A 20,258-nucleotide genomic window follows, 5' to 3' on the forward strand; every position below is an offset into this window, starting at 1 on the left:
TCCTATGGCATCCCCTACTTCGCTGGCTCACGACAAAAAACGCACGCAGCTGTTTCTGGTGCTCAGTGGCATTTTTCTGGCCAACGCGTTGCTGGCCGAGCTGATCGGCGTAAAGATCTTCTCGGGCGAGGCTATTTTCGGTCTGCCCGGCGCACAGCTTAACCTGCTCGGCTATAAGCTGGACTTTAACCTGACGGCAGGGGTCATTATCTGGCCGGTCGTGTTCATCACCACCGACATCATCAACGAATACTTTGGCAAGGAAGGCGTTAAGAAAGTAAGTATACTCACGGTGTTGCTCATCCTGTATGCCTTCCTGGTGATCAGTATTGTAACCAAACTGCCCCCCGCGCAGTTCTGGCAGGAACTCAACAGCAAGGATGCACAGGGCAATCCCTTTAACATGAATTTTGCCTACAACAGCGTGTACCGCCAGGGGCTGGGCATCATTGTGGGCTCTGTTACCGCTTTCCTGGTATCGCAGTTCCTCGACGCGACCGTTTTCCACTGGCTGCGCCGCTTTACCGGCAGCAAAAAGATCTGGCTCCGCGCCACCGGCTCTACCGTGGTGTCACAGCTCATCGACAGCATTGTGGTGCTGTTCATCGCCTTTTATGCTTTTGGCAACTGGCCCCTTAGCCAGGTCATTTCGGTGGCTGCCATTAACTACATCTACAAGTTCTTTATTGCCGTTGCCCTCACGCCGCTGCTCTATGTGGCACACTATGTTATCGACAAATACCTGGGGCATACAGAGGCCGAAGAACTCATTGAAGAAGCCGCGATCGAAAGCGGCGATGTGGTGCCGCAAAAGTAAATTACAGCAGGCCTTTATACTTCAACTCTGCCGGAGGCATCAAAAGAACTATTTAATTTTTGATTCTTAAAAATCCCGGTCTAGCTTTGCAGTCTTATGCCTGCACATTTCGCACATACTCAGATCTTCATTACAGGCTACGTGCTTCACGACCTGTAGGAGCACCCCACTTCGCGTGCGGGGCTCTGCTCAGCCCTGCTGTTTTCTAAATTTTGTTGAATTTTCTGCTTAAAGGGACAATTATGTTCAGAGGGATCGCTGCGGTTTTTCTTGGAGCTTGCAGCTTCGGTATACTTTCTACGTTCGTAAAACTAGCATATAAAGAAGGTTTTACCCTGGGTGATGTAACGGGCACCCAGGTATTTTTTGGATTGATTATTCTTTGGGGGATGGTGTTGTTGCGGCAGCTGCCCGGCAGCAAAAGCAGCAGCACCTCGTTCAGAGATAAGCTCAAATTAGTAGCCATGGGCACCAGCACCGGCCTGGTGAGCATCTTCTATTATAAATGTGTACAAACCGTACCTGCTTCCATTGCCATCCTGCTGCTGATGCAGTTTACCTGGATGAGCCTGGCCCTGGATGCGGTTATGAAACGTAAGCTTCCCACCTCCATCCAGCTTGCCACCGTGGTGCTGGTGCTGCTGGGCACCTGCCTGGCCGGGCGGTTATTTTCCGGCGAGCTCCCGGATTTTGACTGGCAGGGTATCGGGTATGGCTTGCTCGCTGCGCTTTGTTATACTTTCTTCCTGGCCATAAACGGGGCGGCCGGCAATGCCATGCACCCTACTACTAAAAGTGCCCTGCTCCTGACGGGTGCCTGCATCCTTGTCTTTAGCGTGTTTCCGCCGGAGTTCCTGGTAAACGGGGCGCTCTGGCATGGCTTGTTTAAATGGGGACTGGTGCTGGCAGTTTTCGGAACGGTCATTCCCCCGTTATTTTATGCCTATGGCATTCCGCGTGCTGGCCTAGGGCTGACCGCCATACTTAGTGCCGCAGAGCTGCCGGTTGCCGTGCTCATGTCGCGGGTGGTGCTGCACGAGGAGGTATTGCCGGTGCAATGGCTGGGCGTCGGGCTGATCCTGCTGGCTATTGCGCTCTCAAACCTGAATTCTATCCGGAAAAGCCGCCAAACGGCTTCGCTGGCTTAAGTATATAATTGCATTTACCTGAACCTAAGACGCCGTGCCTATGTAAATGATTTTTTCTTCAAACAACAACTGATTGATTTTTGTGGTTAGGTCGATGCGTCAGACGCACGTTGCCTAACCATTGTTTTTTAGAGGCCCCGATTGTTGCATTCTACCTTTTTGTCATGCTGCAAGTCACAGATCCCGCACAAGTTGCAGGAGCTCGTAGTAGCATGCAGCACAGGCTTCAGCTCTTTTCTACCGGATTTGTCTGAACGAAAATAAAGCAAAGGCTAAGTATAGATTACCCGGCTCGCAGAAGAAACAATAACGGGGGTTCAATTTCCTACCAGGGTAAACAATAAACCACCGGATTTAATGGTTAAAATAGAAGTATACCCCCTTGATCTAACGCGAGGGAAACTTGGCCTGCCACAAGTGTTGCCAGTGGAAGTATACCTTGACCACTAAGAATATCCCTGCTATGAAGAAAACCATGCTCTCCCTTTTCCTGTTCGCCTTGCTGCAGTTAAGCGGCACCCCCACACAGGCAACCAACCACCCCCACCCTGCCACGACCCGCATACCGGGCCAGCCTCCCGTTAAAGATGCTGCCGGAACCTATAGCGGCACGGTACCCTGCGGGGACTGTGCAGGTATCCGGATGGAGCTTACGTTAAATGAGGGCAAAGACGGGAAAAGCAAAACCTATATCCTGAAACAAACCTACCTCGGCAAGCCCACCGGCACCACCACCCTTGAAAGCCGGGGCAAGTGGTTTGCCGCCACCGGCAACAGCCAGAATGCCAAAGCAGTAATTTACCAGCTCATTCCGGATAAAAAATACGAGCCGCTTTACTTCAAGCGCATCAGCGGTAAAGCCATTAAGATGCTGGACCGCGAACAGAACGAGATCAAATCGAAGGCTAATTATACTTTACTAAAGAAACCCTGACCCGGATAACATGCCATTTTAAGAACGGGATTTCCTTTAAAGCCCTTTTTACCGTATTTTGCAGCTGCAAACTTCTTAATCCTGTTACATGGCACGTTATCTTACCGGCATACAAAGCACCGGCCGCCCGCACCTTGGCAACCTGCTGGGCGCTATTATTCCGGCCATTGAATTTTCCAAAAGTTCGGAACATCAGTCCTTATACTTCATCGCCGACTTGCACTCGCTCACGACTATCCGCGAGCCGGAGGTGCTGCGGCACAATACCTACTCGATAGCGGCCTCTTGGCTGGCATTTGGTTTTGACACCGAAAAGCACCTGCTATACCGCCAGTCAGATGTGGCCATGGTAACAGAACTTACCTGGTACCTCAACTGCTTTGCGCCGTTCCCGATGCTGGCCAACGCCCACTCGTTCAAAGATAAATCAAGCCGCCGCGGCCTGGCCGAAGTGAATGCGGGCCTGTTTACATACCCTGTGCTGATGGCTGCCGACATTCTGCTCTACGACGCCAATTTTGTGCCAGTGGGCAAAGACCAGATCCAGCACCTAGAAATTACGCGCGACATTGCCAGTACGTTTAACCACCTCTATGGCGAAACGTTCGTACTGCCCGAGGCTAAAACGGATGAAGCGGTGATGACGGTGCCCGGCATTAACGGCGAGAAGATGAGCAAGTCGTATGGCAACATCATCGATATTTTTGAGGCCGATAAACCGCTGCGCAAAACCATCATGAGCATTATTACCGACAGCACACCGCTGGAAGAGCCCAAAGATCCGGATAGCGATACCACATTTAAACTCTATAGTTTACTGGCCTCTCCTGCCGAAATAGAAGTGATGCGCCAGAATTACCTGGCCGGCGGCTATGGCTATGGCCATGCCAAACAAGCACTATACGAACTCATTGTAAGCAAGTATGCCAAAGAGCGCGAGCTGTTCAGCTACTATATGAACAACCTGCCCGAGCTAGATAAAAAACTGCACGAAGGAGCCGAAAAAGCCAAAGCCATTGCCCTGCCTGTGCTACAGCGGGTGCGCCAGAAATTAGGCTACTAACGGGATTCCGGTTAAAAATACCCTTAAAATAAAGCGGGCCGCAATAACTGTTGCGGCCCGCTTTATTTTAAGGTGTACGTACAATCTGTTACACCATACTATGGTCAGCAAAACCTGGTAGCAGGATGTTAACGCGTGGCTTAACGTTCCAACACGATCAAATCGGCAGAGGCCCGGTTCAACGCAATAGGAATGTTGTTGATCACGGCCGTACGGATGAGCGTCTGGATATCGTGCTCGTGCCCGTGCGGGGTTTCGGCGTCTATAAAAAAGATCACCTTATCAATTTCGCCCTGCAAAATGCGAGCCGCCAGTAAGATGTCGCCGCCGCTTGGCCCATGTCCGAAGGCCTGCACGTTCAGGTCCAGCAGGTCGTTGATGAGTTTGGACGTGTTGGTGGTACCAATCAAGTTATAGCCTTCCAACGACGTATGGTTCTCTTTTACCCAGTTCAGCAGATCATTTTTCCGGTTGTTGTGCGCTATCAGTGCAATCGTTTTCATATCGTTTTATTTTGATCGGGGCTGCCTATGTAGAAGCCCCGGCTAAAGATAAATATTTTACAGAAGTATCGTTACAGCAGCCCCGTTAAGTTTTGGTTATGCCAGGGGCCCGGCGCCGCAAGACGTGTTATCAGATGCACCTGCTACCTTTCTCCACCGGATTACGATACATAGTCGCCCTCTTTTACCAGCCAATTAACGGCCTGGTGCTCATCCATAAACGTTTTCACCTCAAAGGTGCGTACTTCCTGTTGATTCACCTGTTTCATAACATGCTCGCGGGAAGGGTTTCCTGTTTGCAGGCGCGCTAATTTCTGCAAGCGGGTAGTTTGGAGCCCTCTTATAAAATCTGACAGCAAGTGCATGTACTGTGCTTCGTCTACTACCAGTATCCGCTTGCGGGAATCCATCAGCAGCCGTTTTACATCATAGTGGTGCACATGCTGCACTACGATCCTGAAAAACTCGATCATCTCCAGGGCATAAAACTCCTGCTGGGTTGTTAAGTCGGCCATCAGGATATCTGTTGCCGGTGTGTACTGCAAACGCAGGATAGGACTTTCGAATAAGATCATAAAGTATAACGGCAAAAAGAATGGCGTTTCGAACACGTTTCTGCTGCCTGGGGGCAAAGGTAATGCTTTTCTAAGTATCCCTTCACCATTCCGCAGCTGGGGCTATACTTCTTTTTCTGATCAGGTTTTCCCTTCCACCGGTCAGCAAAGAATACTTTCCATACCGTGCTTCGAAGCCGGGCTTGCGGAAGGTAAGACGATCTGGCACCCATCAGCCTAATTCCTGCTTTACAGCACAATATCAGGCCACTTCAGACAGTTGTGTTTTAAACAAATTGCAGGCAAACGCCTGTCAATCCTACCACATTCTGCTTACTTTTACCGCTCACCCACGATCCTCCTCCATGTCTGCCCGACACGTAAAGGTATGTTTACCGCTTCTGCTCAGCTTGCTGCTGCTGCTGGCGCCTTCCTTCCGGATTCAGGCGCAGCCGCAATTGCAACCGGGCAAGCCGCGCCCTAAAGTGGGGTTGGTGCTGAGCGGTGGCGGCGCCAAAGGTATGGCCCACATCGGTTTTCTGAAGGTGATGGAAGAAGCCGGCATCCGGCCCGACTACATCACGGGCACCAGTATGGGCAGTCTGGTGGGCGCTTTGTATGCCATGGGCTACTCGGCCGATGAGATCAAGGAGATAGCCCTGAAGATTGACTGGAACAAAGTGCTCAGCAACAAAGTATCACTCAACAAAGTGGCCCTGGAAGAGAAGGACTACTTTGCCCGCTATATGGTGGAGCTGCCGCTGGAGAAGCTGCGCATCGGCATACCAAGCGGCATGATCGAAGGGCAGGCGCTGGCAGAGACCTTCTCGCGCCTGACGCGCAGTGCGCATGGTATCACCGATTTCAGCAAGCTGCCCATCCCCTTTGCCTGCGTAGCCACCGACCTGCTGACGGGTGAGAAAGTAGTGCTCAAAAAAGGATCGTTGCCCGAGGCCATGCGCGCCAGTATGGCCATTCCGTCTGTTTTTACGCCCGTGCATATAGATGGCCACCTGCTGGTAGATGGCGGCATGGTGCAGAACTTCCCGGTGCAGGAGGCATTGGACATGGGCGCCGACATCATTATCGGGGTGAATGTGAGTGGTGCCCTGGAACCGGAAGCCAACCTGAACTCGATGCTGAACGTGCTGGTACAGATTGCCTTTTTTACCAGCTCGGCCAACATGGAGGCGGAAAAACGCAAGACCGATCTGCTGGTGGAAATGCAGGACTCGCTTAAGCAGTATAGCACCGGCAGCTTTAACCGCACCGCCGACATCATTAAAATTGGGGAAGAAGCATCTCAGCCTTACCTGGACTCACTGAAGGCGCTGGCCGCCCGGCTTAACACCTATGGCCCGCCCCCGCCGCCCGTGCACCACATCATGGCCAGCGATTCAGTATATGTGGAAAGTATCGCCATAACGGGTGCCAAACGGGTGCCCAGGCGCCTGATTACCGGCAAGCTGCACATCCAGGAAAAAGACACCCTGGTGCTGGAAGAAATAGAAGACCACGTGGAAGAACTTTACGGCACCCGGCATTTCGATAAGGTCTCGTACACGCTGCAGCCCCGAGAAAGCGGCTATCACCTGCAGGTGCAGGTAAAAGAGGCGCCGCCCTCCTCGCTGAAAGCCGCCGTCTTTTACGACTCTGAAAACCGGGCCGGCGTAACGGTAAACCTGACGCAGCGCAACCTGTTTGCCCTCGGCTCGCGGTTTATAGCCGAAGGGGACTTTGCCCAGGCTCCGCGCGTGGATCTGAATTACCTCAAGTACCTAGGCAAAACGCAGAGCGTGGCCGCCGTGGCGGGGGCCTATTATTATGGCTATGAGTTTCCGAGCTACGACCAGGATAACAACAAAATTGCCGTTTTCAACAAGAACAAGTATGCAGGCTATGCCGGCTGGCAGTCCAGCAAACATACTAACTGGACGCTGGGCCAGCGCATCAGCCTTTACCATGCGCGGCTCTCGCCGGAAGTAGCCGGCCAGGTAATCCTCAATGGCAGAACCTTCGACAGCTCCCTGCTGCAGAAGCTCCGCAACAGTGCCTGGGGCCTGAGCACCTTTTACCAGCTCAATAACCTCAACAGTGCCGTATTTCCTACCAAAGGCTGGAAAGTGGATGTAGCGGCGGAAGGGATGAAGCCCGGCCACGTAAAAGCCAGCTTTGTGGCAGGAAACAGCGAGCTGAAAGACGCCATCAACCAACGGACATACCCCACTTACCTGCGGTTTACCGTGAAGAGCACGGGCCTGGTGCCGCTGCGCCAAAACCTGAGCCTGGTGCTGCGTCAGGGGCTGGTATATTATACATCGGAGCAGGTGCCACCCGACCAGGAGATGTATGTGGGCGGCTTCCGGCCTATCGTGCCCAACAGCCTAGATTTCTGGGGTGTGGAGCCTTATACTTATGCGCTGACCAGAGCCTTATACCTGCAGGCAGGCCTGCAGCTGCGGATACGCAAAAACTATTACCTGCAACCCATGGCGCAGGCGGTAGACGTGGGCCTGCTACAGAGCACACGCACCCTGCATGGGCAAGCCTTCCGGATCAGCTATGGCCTCTCGGCAGGGTATGACTCCCCGTTGGGGCCATTGGTGCTGGGCGTAGCCCGGCAAAACGATTCCTCGCTGCGGGGTTACCTAGGCCTAGGCTTCCGTTTGCCCACCTACTAACCCGCTTATTGCGGTACGCGGCTGATGAGTTCCTGTATGCCTTTGGCCACTTGCTCCTGCAGCTTTTTATCTTTCTCCTGCAGAATGCTTTCGGCGGTGCCCTGCCATACCAGTTCGTTGCGGTCGGGGTTTACCAGGTCGAGGGTGACAGTGCCTGTTTTATAGCGGCCCACTTCCACCTCTTTGCTTTTCCAGGTATACCGGCGCTGCCCGATATAGGTAGGCGGATCTGTGACGAAATTGGTCTGGCGCGTCTGCACCTTCTCCTCCACTACAATACCAATGTTTACCAGTAGATCCGGATTTTGAGTTACCTGTTGTAGCCCGCGGGCCTGCAGCTGCCTGGCGATCTCGTTTTGCAGCAGCGCCACCTTTGGCTTATCGTTTTCCTCCAGGCCAGTACCCGATGCGGCTACCTCATAAAAGGCAAAGGTCCGGTAACGGGCCAGGTGAAAATCAGGCGCCGGCTCGGAGGTGATCACTATTTTAGGTGTGCAACCCGCTGCTACGATCAACCAGAAAAGCAGGATACATATTATGCGCTTGTTCATACGTGAAGTGTTAAGTTCAACCAGTTTTTTATGGCTACCATGCAAGTCGGATGTGCCCCACCCCGCAGCAGGCCGTTACCTTTGTATACTACTCCTGTCTTATTTAGATCAGCTCTAAATATATTCCGGATGCTCCGATAACTTCCTGCACCCGCCAGCTGGGTACATCCTTTTTAGGCTTAAAAGAGTATTTAGAGAAGGCTGCCGTTTGGCCGGCAGGTGAAGTATAACAGAAAACATGACGTTATGGATAACTACCCTTTAAAACCCGAACACATGCGCGCACCAAATAACCTGTCGCGCGAGGAGATACAGCAGAGCCTGGATGAACTGGATAATAAAATCAAAACCCTGAAAGGACGTGTGAACGCCACAGCGGCAGACTCGAACCATACCTACCATGAGCATATTGCGGGCCTGGAGAAGAAACGGGAGCTGATTGCCAGCAAGCTAGCCGACACGGAAAACACCCAGACCAAGTGGCAGCACCTGCGCGAGGGTATCGATGGCCTGAAGAAAGACCTGGACAACCTGTTCAGCTAATATAAAAATCCCCCTGCCGTAATGTTACAGCAGGGGGATTTTTATACGTTATACTTTGTGTCCGGTAGACCCTAACCAGCTACAGGCTCGCGGAAACCAACCCACGTAAAGCGCTTGATCACAAACTCGGGGTTAGTAAAGGAAGCGTTACCCGCCGGGTTGCCGCCCGTCACATGGAAATCGGAGAAACCGGCATTCTGATTTACAAAAATGCCGCCTGTCAGGTTAAAGCTAACCGGGGTACCGGCCAGGCTCATCTCATCCATTATTTTCTCTTTCACTTCCGGGTCGGTAGTATACGCGCCGCACGAGATAGCGCCATACTTCTGGGCCATTTCCTTGGCAATAGCAATCGACTCATTTGTATCCTTTGTTTTGATGATCAGCACGATCGGGCCGAACAGCTCGCGGCTGTAGCTTTCGGGTTCGCTGGCTGCCACTTCGTAAATTACTGGCGTGCAGGTACGGGCATTGGCAAACACCGGGTTGCTCAGGTCGCAGGTGCTCAGCACTTCTTTTCCTTTTATACTGGCTGCCTCCTTCACCCGCGCCGTGGTAGCCGGGTTTTGTATGGCGCCTAAAATATGCGGGCCTGCTTTGGGGTTATTAACCAGGCTGGTCACAGCATCAGCAATTTTGCGCACCACCTCGTCGTAAGCAACCACTTCGCCGCCTACCTTCACGCCGCTTTCGGGCACAAAGAAATTTTGCGGGGCCGTACACATCTGCCCGGAGTATAAGCTCACCGAGAAGGCCAGGTTCTGCGCCACTTTATCCAGGTCTTCCACCGAGTCAAGTATGATCGAGTTCACACCCGTTTTCTCGGTAAAGACGGTTTTCCCTTTCAGGCTCTCCACGTAATTGCCAAACTCAGTGCCACCGGTATAATCGATCAGCTTGACAAGCGGGTTTTCGGCCAGCTCTTTTGTGATCAGGTGGTCGTTAGCGTCCACAGCCAGCTGGCAGATATTGGGGTTCAGGCCATTCTCCTGGAGCACCCGCTGCACCTCTGCCACCACAATGGCGATCGGGAGCACCGCCTTGGGGTGCGGCTTCACAATAACCGGGTTGCCGGTAACGAGGCTGGCATACATGCCCGGCACCGTGTTCCAGGTCGGGAAGGTGGCGCAGCCGATCACCAGCGCCACGCCTTTGGGCACTGCTTTCCACTGCTTATTGAGCTTTAAGTTATACTTGCCCATGGGCTTTTCCCACTGCGTCTCTTCCGGAAAGCGGGTCTGCTCCTCCAAGCCGGCGGCTATCGCTTCCAGAGCACGGTCCGCGGCGTGTGGCCCCGATGCCTGAAACGACATCATATAGGCCTGGCCGGTAGTGTGCATGGTGGCATAGGCAATTTCGAAGAAGCGGTTTTTTACGCGCTCCAGTGTCTCCACAAGGATGGCTGCGCGATCGGCGGGCTTTACCTTGCGCCAGGTATGGAAAGCTTCTTCTGCCCGCGTAACCAGTGTATCGGGCGCGAAGAATGGGTACGTGATGCCTAGCGGCTGCTGCTCGTAGGGCGACTCCTCCTGCCCTACCCAGGCGGCGGGATCTTCCTGCAACAGTTCCGAGAAGGGCTGGTTCAGGTGCGCTTTATACATGTCACGTCCTTCCTTATCGGCATTTTCGCCATACACATCCGGCGTGGGGTTCTCGGGGTATTGCGAAAAAAAGGTGCGTTCGTGTAATGCACGGATAGCGGTTTGGAGCAGCTGCTGGTGGTTATTGCTTAGATTCAGGTTCATAGTAATATTTATATATAAAATAATTATAATTCATTCAGACTTCTTTTGGAAAGTTACGTAAAATCCTGAAAAGGTTTGATCACAAACCCTGATTTCGTCTGTACCCCAAGGCGCAATGCACCCCGCTTAGCTTACCGGAAAACTTCAGTTATACATACGTTAGGTTACATTATTTATTTGGCAAAATGTCTACTCCCCTCATGCGGCGCCTGAGCTGCCTGTTTAGTGCTTTGTTTTTTTTCGCCATTACGTACCCGGCAGCCGCCCGGCAGCTACCCCATAACCCCGATCCAACCAGGCCCTATACTGTTGTGTATAAGCTAAAGCCCACGGGCAATGCGCGGCTGGCAGCACCTGCCGCCGCCAAGCTAAAGGCAGCCCTGGCAAAAGTCGGGGCGCGGGAGGTTCACCAGAAATTTCCGAAGGCAGCACCGCCAGCCAATGCCCGCGTAGCCAGCGGCGCTGTAGACCTCTCATTGCTTTATGAACTGACCTATGCCCCCGGCCAAAGCCTGCAACAGGTACGGCGCACCCTGCTCAGCAGCGGCGCCGTAGCCTATGTAGAGCCCGTATACCAGCGCCAGCCGCTCCTGCAGCCAAACGACCCCGCCGCCGACTCCACCAAAGCTACCCAATATTATCTGAAGCTGATCCAGGCCTACGAGTGCTGGGAAATTGAACAGGGAAATGCGGCTGTGCTCATAGGCATACTGGATACAGGGACGCGCTTTACGCACCAGGACCTGAAAGAAAAAGTACAGTATAACGAACATGACCCGCTGGATGGTTTAGATAACGACGGCGACGGTTACACGGACAATTACCGCGGCTGGGACTTTGCCGACCAGGACAATGACCCCAGCGATGATTCGCAGTACAAGGGCCACGGCACGATCGTGGCCGGCATTGCAGCGGCGGCTACCAACAACGGCCAGGGCATTGCCGGCACAGGCTTTAAATCGAAATTCCTGCCCCTGAAGGTTTTCTCTTCTAAGAGCGGCAACGGCTTTGCTGGGTACGAAGCCATTGTATACGCTGCTGACAGGGGCTGCAAGGTCATTAACTTATCCTGGGGAGGCGAAGGCCACTCGCAGTACGAACAGGACATTATCAATTATGCCGTGCTAAACAAGGATGTGGTAGTAGTCGCCTCGGCCGGCAACACCGACAAAGGCGCACCGCTCGACGTGTATCCCGCCTCCTACGACAATGTGCTTTCGGTTGGCGGCACCACAGCCACCGATGTGAAGTATGCCGGCTTTACCTACAGCTATAATATCGACTTAATGGCGCCAGGTCGCGATATTGTGTCGCTTTCGGCCAACTCGGATACCCAGCTAAGCGCCGGCTCGTCGGGCACCTCGTTTGCCGCGCCCATGGTTTCGGGGGCCGCGGCATTGGTTCGGGCACATTACCCGGAACTGAATGCCCGCCAGGTAATGGAACGGCTGCGCGTAACCACCGACGACATTTACCAGCTGGCAGGCAACAAACCCTACCTGGAGATGCTGGGAAAAGGCCGCCTCAACCTGAAGAAAGCCCTGAAAACCCTAAACGTAAAAGCCGTGCGCTGCACCAGCTTTTCAGTAGCCGACCGGCAGATCCCTTACGCCGGCGCCACCATCGACATTTTAGCTGATTTTCTGAACTACCTGGCGCCCGTGCAAAACCTGCAGGTGGAGCTAACCTCGCCCTCGCCTTATGTAAGTATAACGCGTGGCACGCTGAACCTGGGCAGCCTGGGCACCGTGGCTGCGGCTGATAACGGGAAGCAACCTTTCCGGGTAAAGATCGCGGGCACAGCGCCGGCCAACAGCAACATCGCCTTTCGCCTTGGCTTTAAGGATGGCACCTACACCGATTTCCAGTACTTCACGATCGCGGTGAACCCGGACTTTGTAACACTGGACGCCAACAACCTGAAAGTGACGATCAACAGCATGGGCAACCTGGGCTATAATGGCCTGAACATGGCGCAGGGGGATGGGGTAACGTATAAGAACGGGAATTCGCTTTTGTTTGAAGGCGGCCTGATGGTGGCCACCGACGCCACGCACGTGTCTGATAACATCCGCAACGAAGTATACCAGAGCGACGGGGATTTTACTCGTACCAGCACCGCTCGCCTGCATTCAAATACGCCCCTGGCCAGCCAGGAAGCGCGCGCTGTGATGCACGACGCCTATCCATCTGATAAGAATGTGGGCATACAGGTAAAGCATGTGGCCTATGCCTGGAAAGATGCCGCCGCGCAGGATTATGTGATCCTGGAGTATCACATCCGGAACATAACCACCGCCCCGATTGAAAAGCTATATGCCGGCGTTTTTGCCGACTGGGACATTGGCGATAACACTGCCAATATAGCCGACTGGGACGAGGCCAACAAACTAGGCTATGTTTATAGCACCACAGAAGGAATGCCTTATACCGGCATGACGCTGCTGACGCCCGGCGAACCGGCCTATTATGCGATAGATAACGTTGGCGGCGGCGCTACGACCTTTGCCATTGAAGATGGTTTTACCAGTTCCGAGAAGTATAAGGTCCTCTCGGGGGGTGTGGCCAGAACAAAAGCAAACGGCGGCGGGCCGGGCAATAATGTGTCGCAGGTGGTAGGCAGCGCAACGCTGGCCCTTGCGCCCGGCGAAACGCGGGTAGTGGCCTTTGCGCTGCTGACCGCCGATAACCTGAAAGTGCTGCAACAACAGGCGGCCGCGGCCCGCTTAAAATACCGCACCATGAAAACAGGCCCAGTGCCGGTGGCCCTGGCTGATACGGCCTGCAGCGGCAGCACGCCGGTATGGAGGCCGAAGAACGGCAGCAGCTTCAACTTTTATGCCGATCCCGAAAAAAGCAAACTGCTCGGTGCGGGTGCTTCCTATACTTTGCCCGCTCTGGCAGGGCAGGCAACTATTTATGCCGCCAACGCTGATTCGCTCTTCGAAAGTGCGGCTGTCCCTGCAATCTTCTCGTTGCCTACTCCTGCCCTGCCGGCTTTCGAGCTCAGCAAGCCCGACGTTGCTCCCGGCCAGCCGGTCAGCTTCCTCAACAAGAGTATAAACAGCCGGAACTGGCGCTGGAGCATCAACAACGCAGCGCCTGTTACCACAAAAGACCTGACTTATACTTTCCCGGCTGAAGGTACCTATGAAATAAAGCTCACCGTCTCGGACCGGTTCGGCTGCGCCGATACGTCCGTTACCCAGGTGCTCGAAATAAAAAACATCGTGCCTACTGCTTTGCCCGAGGAGTTGGCCCAACAGATTAAAGTATACCCCAACCCGACACACGGCTTCGTTCGGATACAAACAAAAGAGCTGACCAAAGGCAAGGGCCACCCGCAGGTAACGCTGGTCGACGTGACGGGCCGCACGCTGGCGCCTTCTTTCCGGCAGAGCGCCGATGAAACGGAGCTGGACCTGACCACGCTGGCCGATGGCGTATACTTACTCCACATTACCTATCACGACCTGACGCTGACCAAGCGGCTGGTGTTACTCCGGCCCTGACCCCTGCCGCTGGTTGGCAGCAACAAAAAAGCCCCGCCAAATGGCAGGGCTTTTCTAATCTTAACGAAGTAGCAGTTATGCGTTAGCGTTTTGCTGTTGCTTCAAACGGATTAGGTTCAGGGCAGAACCTGCCTTAAACCACTCGATCTGGCCTTCGTTGTATGTATGATTTACCGGGAAGCTGTCCTGGGTGCCGTCGCTGTGGTGCAATACCACTTTCAGCGGCTGGCCCGGAGTAAAGTTCTCTAACCCGATGATGTCGAAGGTATCGTTCTCCTCGATCAGGTCGTAGTCGGCTTTGTTGGCAAAGGTAAGCGCCAGCATGCCCTGCTTTTTGAGGTTGGTTTCATGGATACGGGCAAATGATTTTACCAGTACGGCACGAACACCCAGGTGGCGGGGCTCCATGGCCGCATGCTCACGGGAAGAACCTTCGCCATAGTTTTCGTCACCTACCACCACGCTACCAATTCCTGCCGACTTGAACGTACGGGCAGTAGCTGGTACGGCTTCATAGCCGCGCGTCAGGCTGTTGTATACTTTGTTGGCTTCGCCGTTAAAGCAGTTGATAGCACCGATCAGCATGTTGTTCGAAATGTTATCCAGGTGGCCGCGGTATTTCAGCCATGGGCCTGCCATCGAAATATGGTCGGTCGTACACTTGCCCTGCGCCTTAATGAGCAGCTTCAGGCCTTTCAGGTCGGTTCCTTCCCAAGGCTTAAAGCCTTCGAGCAGTTGCAGGCGGTCCGATTTCGGATCAACTACTACCTGTACGCTGCTGCCATCTGCTGCAGGGGCATCATAACCGGCATCTTCTACGGCAAAGCCTCTTGTTGGCAGTTCAATGCCTTTGGGCTCATCCAGTCTCACCGCTTCCCCATCTTTGTTTGTCAGGGTATCTGTCAGCGGGTTGAATGTCAGATCGCCAGCAATGGCGAAAGCCGTTACAATTTCAGGCGAAGCCACGAACGCGTGTGTGTTCGGGTTGCCGTCGTTACGCTTGGCAAAGTTACGGTTAAACGAGGTGATGATGGAGTTCTTGCGGGTTGGGTCGTCGGTGTGACGGGCCCACTGGCCGATGCACGGACCGCAGGCATTGGCCAGCACAACGCCGCCCATTTCGGCAAACGTGTCGAGCAGACCATCGCGGGCGGTGGTAAAGCGCACCATTTCAGAACCCGGCGTGATAGTGAACTCAGCCTGGGCTACCAGTTTTTTCTCGATTGCCTGTGAAGCGATGGAAGCAGCGCGTGTTAAGTCTTCATAAGAAGAGTTGGTGCACGAGCCGATCAGACCTACTTCCAGTTTAGCCGGCCAGTTGTGCTCTTTTACCACGGCAGCGAACTGCGAGATTGGCCAGGCAGCATCCGGCGTGAACGGGCCGTTTACGTGCGGCTCCAGCGTAGAAAGATCGATCTCGATGAGCTGGTCGTAGAAAGAAGCCGGCGCAGCGTATACTTCGTCGTCGGCGCGCAGGTGCTGCGCTACTTCATCGGCCAACTGTACTACTTCTTCGCGGTTGGTTGCGTTCAGGTACGCCCGCATGCTGTTGTCGTAAGCAAACACAGATGTGGTGGCCCCGATCTCAGCACCCATGTTACAAATCGTACCTTTTCCGGTACAGGACATAGCCTCGGCACCTTCGCCAAAGTATTCCACAATCGCGCCCGTACCACCTTTTACGGTCAGGATGCCGGCCACTTTCAGGATCACGTCTTTCGGCGATGCCCAGCCGTTCAGCTTGCCGGTCAGTTTCACACCGATCACTTTCGGGAACTTGAGCTCCCATGGCATGCCAGCCATCACGTCCACGGCATCTGCGCCGCCTACGCCAATGGCGATCATACCCAAACCACCCGCATTAGGTGTGTGCGAGTCCGTTCCGATCATCATACCACCCGGGAAAGCATAGTTTTCCAGCACCACCTGGTGAATGATACCGGCACCCGGCTTCCAGAAACCAATGCCATACTTGTTGGATACTGACGCCAGAAAGTCGTAAACTTCTTTATTTTCATCATAGGCATCACGCAGGTCCGAATCAGCACCCACGCGGGCTTGGATCAGGTGATCGCAATGTACGGTTGAAGGCACTGCTACGGTTGGCCGCCCTGCCTGCATGAACTGAAGCAAAGCCATCTGTGCCGTCGCGTCCTGCATTGCCACCCTATCCGGGGCAAAGTCTACATACGACTTGCCACGCTCATGCGCCCCTGTGGCGTTGCCTTCGTACAAGTGGGAATACAGGATTTTCTCTGTCAAGGTAAGCGGTCGGCCTACTGCTTGGCGGGCAGTGTTCACGCGCTCTTCCATGCCGGCATAAACTGCCTTGATCATTTCTAAATCAAATGCCATAGTTTTGCTATTGTTAGTTTTTAAATGCTTCGTTGTGAAGTTTACAAATGTACGAAATAGGTTACTTTTAGCACAACATTAGCGCGCATGAATATACGCCGGTGCCAAATAATAAGGCTATGCCCGTTTTACGTGGATATTCGAACTTTATCCTCTAATTTTGCCTTCTTATTATTTATACCTGGTTATACATGAAACTACCTGTTTTTAATACACCTGTTAAGCTGTTTTTGTTTTTGGCGCTCATCCTTACAACCATGATAACTGCCTGTACATCCACCACATCCAATAACCAAACCATAACCCCGGGCATGTGGCGGGTAGTGCTCCATACCCAGGGCCAGGAAATTCCTTTCCTGATGGAAGCGGCCGAAAAGGATGGCAAATCCGTGCTATACCTGGTAAACGACAAGGAGCGTATTTTGCTGGACAGCATTCAGCCACAAGGCGACTCGCTGAAGATCGGGCTGCACATTTTTGATGCCGACCTGATTGCCAAAGTGGAAGGCGGTAAGATGACCGGCCGCTTTGTAAAGAACGACACCCAAACCCCTTATTCCATCCCGTTTACGGCGGAGCATGGTAAAAACAACCGCTTTGCCGAAGCCCCTGCAAAAGCCACCCTTAACGTTGATGGCAAATGGCAGGTAGTCTTTACCGATGCCGAGGGCAGCAGCTACGATGCCGTGGGCGTTTTCAGCCAGAACGGCAACAATGTAAAAGGCACTTTCCTGACCGAAACCGGCGATTACCGTTACCTGGACGGCCAGGTGGAAGGCGACCAGCTGAAGCTCTCGACCTTTGACGGCAACCATGCGTACCTGTTCACGGCAAAGCCCGCCACCGACAGCACCCTGAAAGGCGAGTTTTACTCGGGCATGACGGGCCGCGAATCCTGGACAGCCACCCGCAACGAAAATGCAAAACTGGCCGATGCCGATTCACTCACCTTTCTAAAGCCGGGCTATGATGCCTTGTCGTTCACATTCCCGAACCTGGAGGGTGAAAAGGTGTCATTATCGGACCCCAAATATAAAGGCAAGGTGGTTCTGGTGCAGCTGGTGGGTTCGTGGTGCCCCAACTGCATGGACGAAACCATGTTCCTGGCGCCATATTATGACCAGAACAAGGACCGTGGCTTGGAGATCATCGGCCTTGGTTTTGAACGCAGCCCCGAGTTCGACAAAGCGGCCGCACGCCTAAGCAAGATGAAAGACCGCTTAAACATTAACTATGATCTGTTGGTGGCTGGTGTATCCGAAAAAGATGCTGCTGCTCAGGCCCTGCCGGCCCTGAACAAAGTCATGTCGTTCCCGACCACCATCTTTATTGGCCGCGACGGCAAAGTACGCAAGATCCATACCGGCTTCTCGGGCCCCGGCACCGGCAAGTACTACGAGGATTGGGTAAAGGAATTTAACAAGACGATGGACGAGCTGCTGGCTGAAAAGGCGTAGTATCGTTGTTCGCTTTTTCGTTTTCCATTGATCGGCAAGTATAAAAGCAAAGGCCGCTACTGCATTAGTAGCGGCCTTTGCTTTTATACTTTATCCTACCATACCTGTCCATGGGAAACTTGCTGTAACTACCTATAGCTGTTCCGGATTTGTAATCCGGAACAGCATAATCGAACCACCCCTGCCCCTCTTTGTCTAATGAGGGGAGCCTGCTACTACTGCTCCACTTGCATTCACAATAGTGGTTGATTTTTTTCTGTCATCCTGAAAGGATCTTGTGAGAAGGGAGGTTAAGCAGCAGTGATAAAGCTTGTACAGTCAAAACGTACTACCATAGTTCCCCGCCTTAGACTAGCGAGAACGTGAGTTCGAAGCTAGCGAGCGTAGCTCTGGGGGGATAAAGGGGTGGTTGGCCCCGGCAGTGCAAGGTATATCCTCTTAAACCGGCTTATGTAACCTGATCACCCTAAATGTACCACTAAACGCAGCGGGGTCGTTCAGCTCTACCTTTAAAGAAGTATGGCTGATGATCTTTCCGATAGAGCGGTTAATGTCGGAGAAAAGCGTGGCAGCAAGGGGATTCAGTAGGCGCCGCAGCAGCGAAGGCATTTGCCCGTCGGGCAGAAACTTATCAAAGACCATGATCGTGCCGCCCGGTTTCAGCACCCGCTCCACCTCTTTTATACAGGCTACCGGATCGGGGATCACGGCAAGTATGAGGTGCAGAATCACGGCATCAAACGAACTGTCCGGGAAGTTTAGCTGCTGGCCATTCATCACGCGGGCCACTACCGGCAGGTGCAGCTTTTCGGCCCGAGCTTTCAGCCTGGCGATCATGCCGGGCGTGATATCGATGGCAGTAAGGTTCGTGTAGCCCTGCAGGTACGGCAGATCCAGGCCGGTGCCGGCACCAAGTATAAGGACAGCATCCGCAGGTTTGGCGCCAAGCAGCGCGACAGAGCGCTTTCTATACTTACGAAAAAGGCGGTCGGCCACCAGGTCGTAGATGGGCAGATAGAAGGTATAGCGGAGGCGGTTCCAAGTGTTGGTGTTCAGGCGCATAGCATTGTGTCAGGTTGCATATTCAAAGCTACCTATACTTCCTATACTTTCTGTTATACAATAAAGGGTGAGGTTTACAGAAATTTACGATCGTGCAGGTGTGCTCCCGACTTCGATAGGGAATATTCTTCAAAGCAACGGCTGTCCACGCCAGACACTCGCAGGAGTTGCGCACACTGCGAGGTCATTGTAACGGCTTACTTCTCCCGTTCTATGGTATACGCGATGAGTTGCTCGAGCGAGGTGCGTGACGGGGAAGGCGGAAAGGTGTTGAGGATTTCCAGCGCTTCGGCGTGATAGCGGTTCATGGCCTCGATCGTATAGGCAATGCCACCCGACTGCTTTACAAAATCGATCACCTGCTGCACGCGCTTGCTGTCGCCGTTGTTGTTTTTAACGTTGTAGATCACGCGGCGCTTGGTCAGCCAGTCGGCAGCGCTCAGGGCGTTTATCAGGGGCAGCGTCATCTTCTTTTCCTTGATGTCGATGCCCACCGGCTTCCCGATCTCGGCATCGCCGTAATCAAACAGGTCATCTTTTATCTGGAAAGCAATGCCCACTTTTTCGCCAAACAAACGGGCTTTCTCCACTTCTTCTTTCGTAGCGCCGGCAGAGGCGGCTCCCACGGCGCAGCAGGAAGCAATAAGCGAGGCGGTTTTCTGGCGGATGATGTCGAAGTAAACTTCTTCGGTAATATCGAGGCGGCGGGCTTTTTCTATCTGCAGCAGCTCGCCTTCGCTCATCTCGCGCACGGCATTGGATACGATCTTGAGCAGTTCAAAATCGTCGTTGTGCAGGGAGAGCAGCAGGCCTTTGGAGAGCAGGTAATCGCCTACCAGCACGGCGATCTTATTTTTCCAGAGAGCGTTTACGGAGAAAAAGCCACGGCGGTAGTTGGCATCGTCCACCACATCGTCGTGCACCAGCGTGGCCGTGTGCAGCAATTCGATTAGGGCGGCGCCGCGATACGTAGCATCGCCAATGCCGTCGCCGCGGAAAAGCTTGGCCATAAAGAACACGAACATCGGGCGCATCTGCTTGCCTTTGCGCTTTACAATGTAGCTCATGATGCGGTCCAGAAGCAGTACCTTCGACTTCATCGAGGTTCTGAATTTCCGTTCGAACAGCTCCATTTCCTGGGCAATGGGCGCTTGTATTTCCTTTAGGCTGATGCTCATGTGTTGGGTTTGCAATATTACTGCCTCTGCAAGTGGTTTCCAAACGTGCAGGGGCAAAACCGCGTTTAATTGTTGGTTGTTGCTGGTTGCTTGTTAAATTGCTGCATGGTTAAACGGGAGTAAGATTATTTTACCGCGCAAGTATAGGTAAAATG

General features: G+C 53.4%; 15 protein-coding genes. 8 read left to right on the forward strand and 7 right to left on the reverse strand.

Annotation, left to right across the window (positions count from 1 at the left end; genetic code table 11):
- The first annotated feature begins 4 nt into the window (after positions 1–4).
- The 4 genes from LWL52_RS12675 to trpS all read left to right on the forward strand — a co-directional run bounded on the left by LWL52_RS12675 (position 5) and on the right by trpS (position 3,962).
- Entirely contained in the window at positions 5–817 is an 813-nt protein-coding gene (locus LWL52_RS12675; RefSeq protein ID WP_242920346.1) for a queuosine precursor transporter, read from the forward strand.
- Between the two features lie 242 nt (positions 818–1,059).
- Entirely contained in the window at positions 1,060–1,965 is a 906-nt protein-coding gene (locus LWL52_RS12680) for an EamA family transporter (RefSeq protein WP_242920348.1), read from the forward strand.
- Positions 1,966–2,428: 463 nt separating this feature from the next.
- Positions 2,429–2,899, forward strand: a complete 471-nt coding sequence (locus LWL52_RS12685) for a copper resistance protein NlpE (protein ID WP_242920350.1) — start codon at positions 2,429–2,431, stop codon at positions 2,897–2,899.
- A gap of 88 nt (positions 2,900–2,987) precedes the next feature.
- The gene (gene trpS, locus LWL52_RS12690; protein WP_242920352.1) at positions 2,988–3,962 is read left to right on the forward strand and encodes a tryptophan--tRNA ligase; all 975 of its coding nucleotides are present in this window, start codon (positions 2,988–2,990) and stop codon (positions 3,960–3,962) included.
- A gap of 140 nt (positions 3,963–4,102) precedes the next feature.
- Here trpS and LWL52_RS12695 read toward each other — a convergent pair whose 3' ends face one another.
- Together LWL52_RS12695 and LWL52_RS12700 are read right to left on the reverse strand one after the other, a co-directional pair.
- Positions 4,103–4,465, reverse strand: a complete 363-nt coding sequence (locus LWL52_RS12695) for a methylglyoxal synthase (protein ID WP_242920354.1) — start codon at positions 4,463–4,465, stop codon at positions 4,103–4,105.
- 161 nt (positions 4,466–4,626) lie between these two features.
- Positions 4,627–5,040 carry a hypothetical protein gene (locus tag LWL52_RS12700; RefSeq protein WP_242920356.1) on the reverse strand — a complete coding sequence of 138 codons (414 nt, stop codon included), beginning with the start codon at positions 5,038–5,040 and terminating at the stop codon, positions 4,627–4,629.
- 344 nt (positions 5,041–5,384) lie between these two features.
- On the opposite strand from LWL52_RS12700, the gene LWL52_RS12705 reads away from it, so the two are divergent.
- Positions 5,385–7,700 (forward strand): patatin-like phospholipase family protein, encoded by a 2,316-nt coding sequence (locus LWL52_RS12705; protein WP_242920359.1) that lies wholly within the window; start codon positions 5,385–5,387, stop codon positions 7,698–7,700.
- 5 nt (positions 7,701–7,705) lie between these two features.
- On the opposite strand, the gene LWL52_RS12710 is transcribed toward LWL52_RS12705, so the two are convergent.
- The gene (locus tag LWL52_RS12710; protein WP_242920360.1) at positions 7,706–8,251 is read right to left on the reverse strand and encodes a DUF4136 domain-containing protein; all 546 of its coding nucleotides are present in this window, start codon (positions 8,249–8,251) and stop codon (positions 7,706–7,708) included.
- A 276-nt stretch (positions 8,252–8,527) separates the two neighbouring features.
- On the opposite strand from LWL52_RS12710, the gene LWL52_RS12715 reads away from it, so the two are divergent.
- Positions 8,528–8,794 (forward strand): sll1863 family stress response protein, encoded by a 267-nt coding sequence (locus LWL52_RS12715; RefSeq protein WP_242920362.1) that lies wholly within the window; start codon positions 8,528–8,530, stop codon positions 8,792–8,794.
- Between the two features lie 71 nt (positions 8,795–8,865).
- Here the strand turns inward: LWL52_RS12715 and paaN are convergent, their stop codons facing one another.
- Entirely contained in the window at positions 8,866–10,539 is a 1,674-nt protein-coding gene (gene paaN, locus LWL52_RS12720; RefSeq protein WP_242920364.1) for a phenylacetic acid degradation protein PaaN, read from the reverse strand.
- A 185-nt stretch (positions 10,540–10,724) separates the two neighbouring features.
- Here paaN and LWL52_RS12725 point away from each other — a divergent pair, with 185 nt between their 5' ends.
- Positions 10,725–14,051, forward strand: coding sequence for a S8 family serine peptidase (locus LWL52_RS12725; protein ID WP_242920366.1), 3,327 nt, complete (start codon positions 10,725–10,727; stop codon positions 14,049–14,051).
- Between the two features lie 75 nt (positions 14,052–14,126).
- Here LWL52_RS12725 and LWL52_RS12730 read toward each other — a convergent pair whose 3' ends face one another.
- Entirely contained in the window at positions 14,127–16,406 is a 2,280-nt protein-coding gene (locus LWL52_RS12730; protein WP_242920369.1) for an aconitate hydratase, read from the reverse strand.
- 191 nt (positions 16,407–16,597) lie between these two features.
- On the opposite strand from LWL52_RS12730, the gene LWL52_RS12735 reads away from it, so the two are divergent.
- Positions 16,598–17,863 carry a peroxiredoxin family protein gene (locus LWL52_RS12735; protein ID WP_242920371.1) on the forward strand — a complete coding sequence of 422 codons (1,266 nt, stop codon included), beginning with the start codon at positions 16,598–16,600 and terminating at the stop codon, positions 17,861–17,863.
- Between the two features lie 438 nt (positions 17,864–18,301).
- On the opposite strand, the gene LWL52_RS12740 is transcribed toward LWL52_RS12735, so the two are convergent.
- Together LWL52_RS12740 and LWL52_RS12745 are read right to left on the reverse strand one after the other, a co-directional pair.
- On the reverse strand, positions 18,302–18,925 hold the full coding sequence (locus LWL52_RS12740) for a class I SAM-dependent methyltransferase (RefSeq protein ID WP_242920373.1): 624 nt from the start codon (positions 18,923–18,925) through the stop codon (positions 18,302–18,304).
- Positions 18,926–19,122: 197 nt separating this feature from the next.
- Entirely contained in the window at positions 19,123–20,103 is a 981-nt protein-coding gene (locus LWL52_RS12745) for a polyprenyl synthetase family protein (protein WP_242920375.1), read from the reverse strand.
- Between the last annotated feature and the right edge of the window lie 155 nt (positions 20,104–20,258).

Origin of the sequence: Pontibacter liquoris (genome assembly GCF_022758235.1) — a bacterium.
GTDB lineage: Bacteria > Bacteroidota > Bacteroidia > Cytophagales > Hymenobacteraceae > Pontibacter > Pontibacter liquoris.

Coding starts and splice junctions, on each gene's coding strand:
- LWL52_RS12705 (WP_242920359.1), top strand. CDS start 5,385: ATGTCTGCCCGACACGTAAAGGTATGTTTACCGCTTCTGCTCAGCTTG.
- LWL52_RS12735 (WP_242920371.1), top strand. CDS start 16,598: ATGAAACTACCTGTTTTTAATACACCTGTTAAGCTGTTTTTGTTTTTG.
- LWL52_RS12675 (WP_242920346.1), top strand. CDS start 5: ATGGCATCCCCTACTTCGCTGGCTCACGACAAAAAACGCACGCAGCTG.
- LWL52_RS12740 (WP_242920373.1), bottom strand. CDS start 18,925: ATGCGCCTGAACACCAACACTTGGAACCGCCTCCGCTATACCTTCTAT.
- LWL52_RS12695 (WP_242920354.1), bottom strand. CDS start 4,465: ATGAAAACGATTGCACTGATAGCGCACAACAACCGGAAAAATGATCTG.
- paaN (WP_242920364.1), bottom strand. CDS start 10,539: ATGAACCTGAATCTAAGCAATAACCACCAGCAGCTGCTCCAAACCGCT.
- LWL52_RS12725 (WP_242920366.1), top strand. CDS start 10,725: ATGTCTACTCCCCTCATGCGGCGCCTGAGCTGCCTGTTTAGTGCTTTG.
- LWL52_RS12685 (WP_242920350.1), top strand. CDS start 2,429: ATGAAGAAAACCATGCTCTCCCTTTTCCTGTTCGCCTTGCTGCAGTTA.
- LWL52_RS12715 (WP_242920362.1), top strand. CDS start 8,528: ATGCGCGCACCAAATAACCTGTCGCGCGAGGAGATACAGCAGAGCCTG.
- trpS (WP_242920352.1), top strand. CDS start 2,988: ATGGCACGTTATCTTACCGGCATACAAAGCACCGGCCGCCCGCACCTT.
- LWL52_RS12680 (WP_242920348.1), top strand. CDS start 1,060: ATGTTCAGAGGGATCGCTGCGGTTTTTCTTGGAGCTTGCAGCTTCGGT.
- LWL52_RS12730 (WP_242920369.1), bottom strand. CDS start 16,406: ATGGCATTTGATTTAGAAATGATCAAGGCAGTTTATGCCGGCATGGAA.
- LWL52_RS12745 (WP_242920375.1), bottom strand. CDS start 20,103: ATGAGCATCAGCCTAAAGGAAATACAAGCGCCCATTGCCCAGGAAATG.
- LWL52_RS12710 (WP_242920360.1), bottom strand. CDS start 8,251: ATGAACAAGCGCATAATATGTATCCTGCTTTTCTGGTTGATCGTAGCA.
- LWL52_RS12700 (WP_242920356.1), bottom strand. CDS start 5,040: ATGATCTTATTCGAAAGTCCTATCCTGCGTTTGCAGTACACACCGGCA.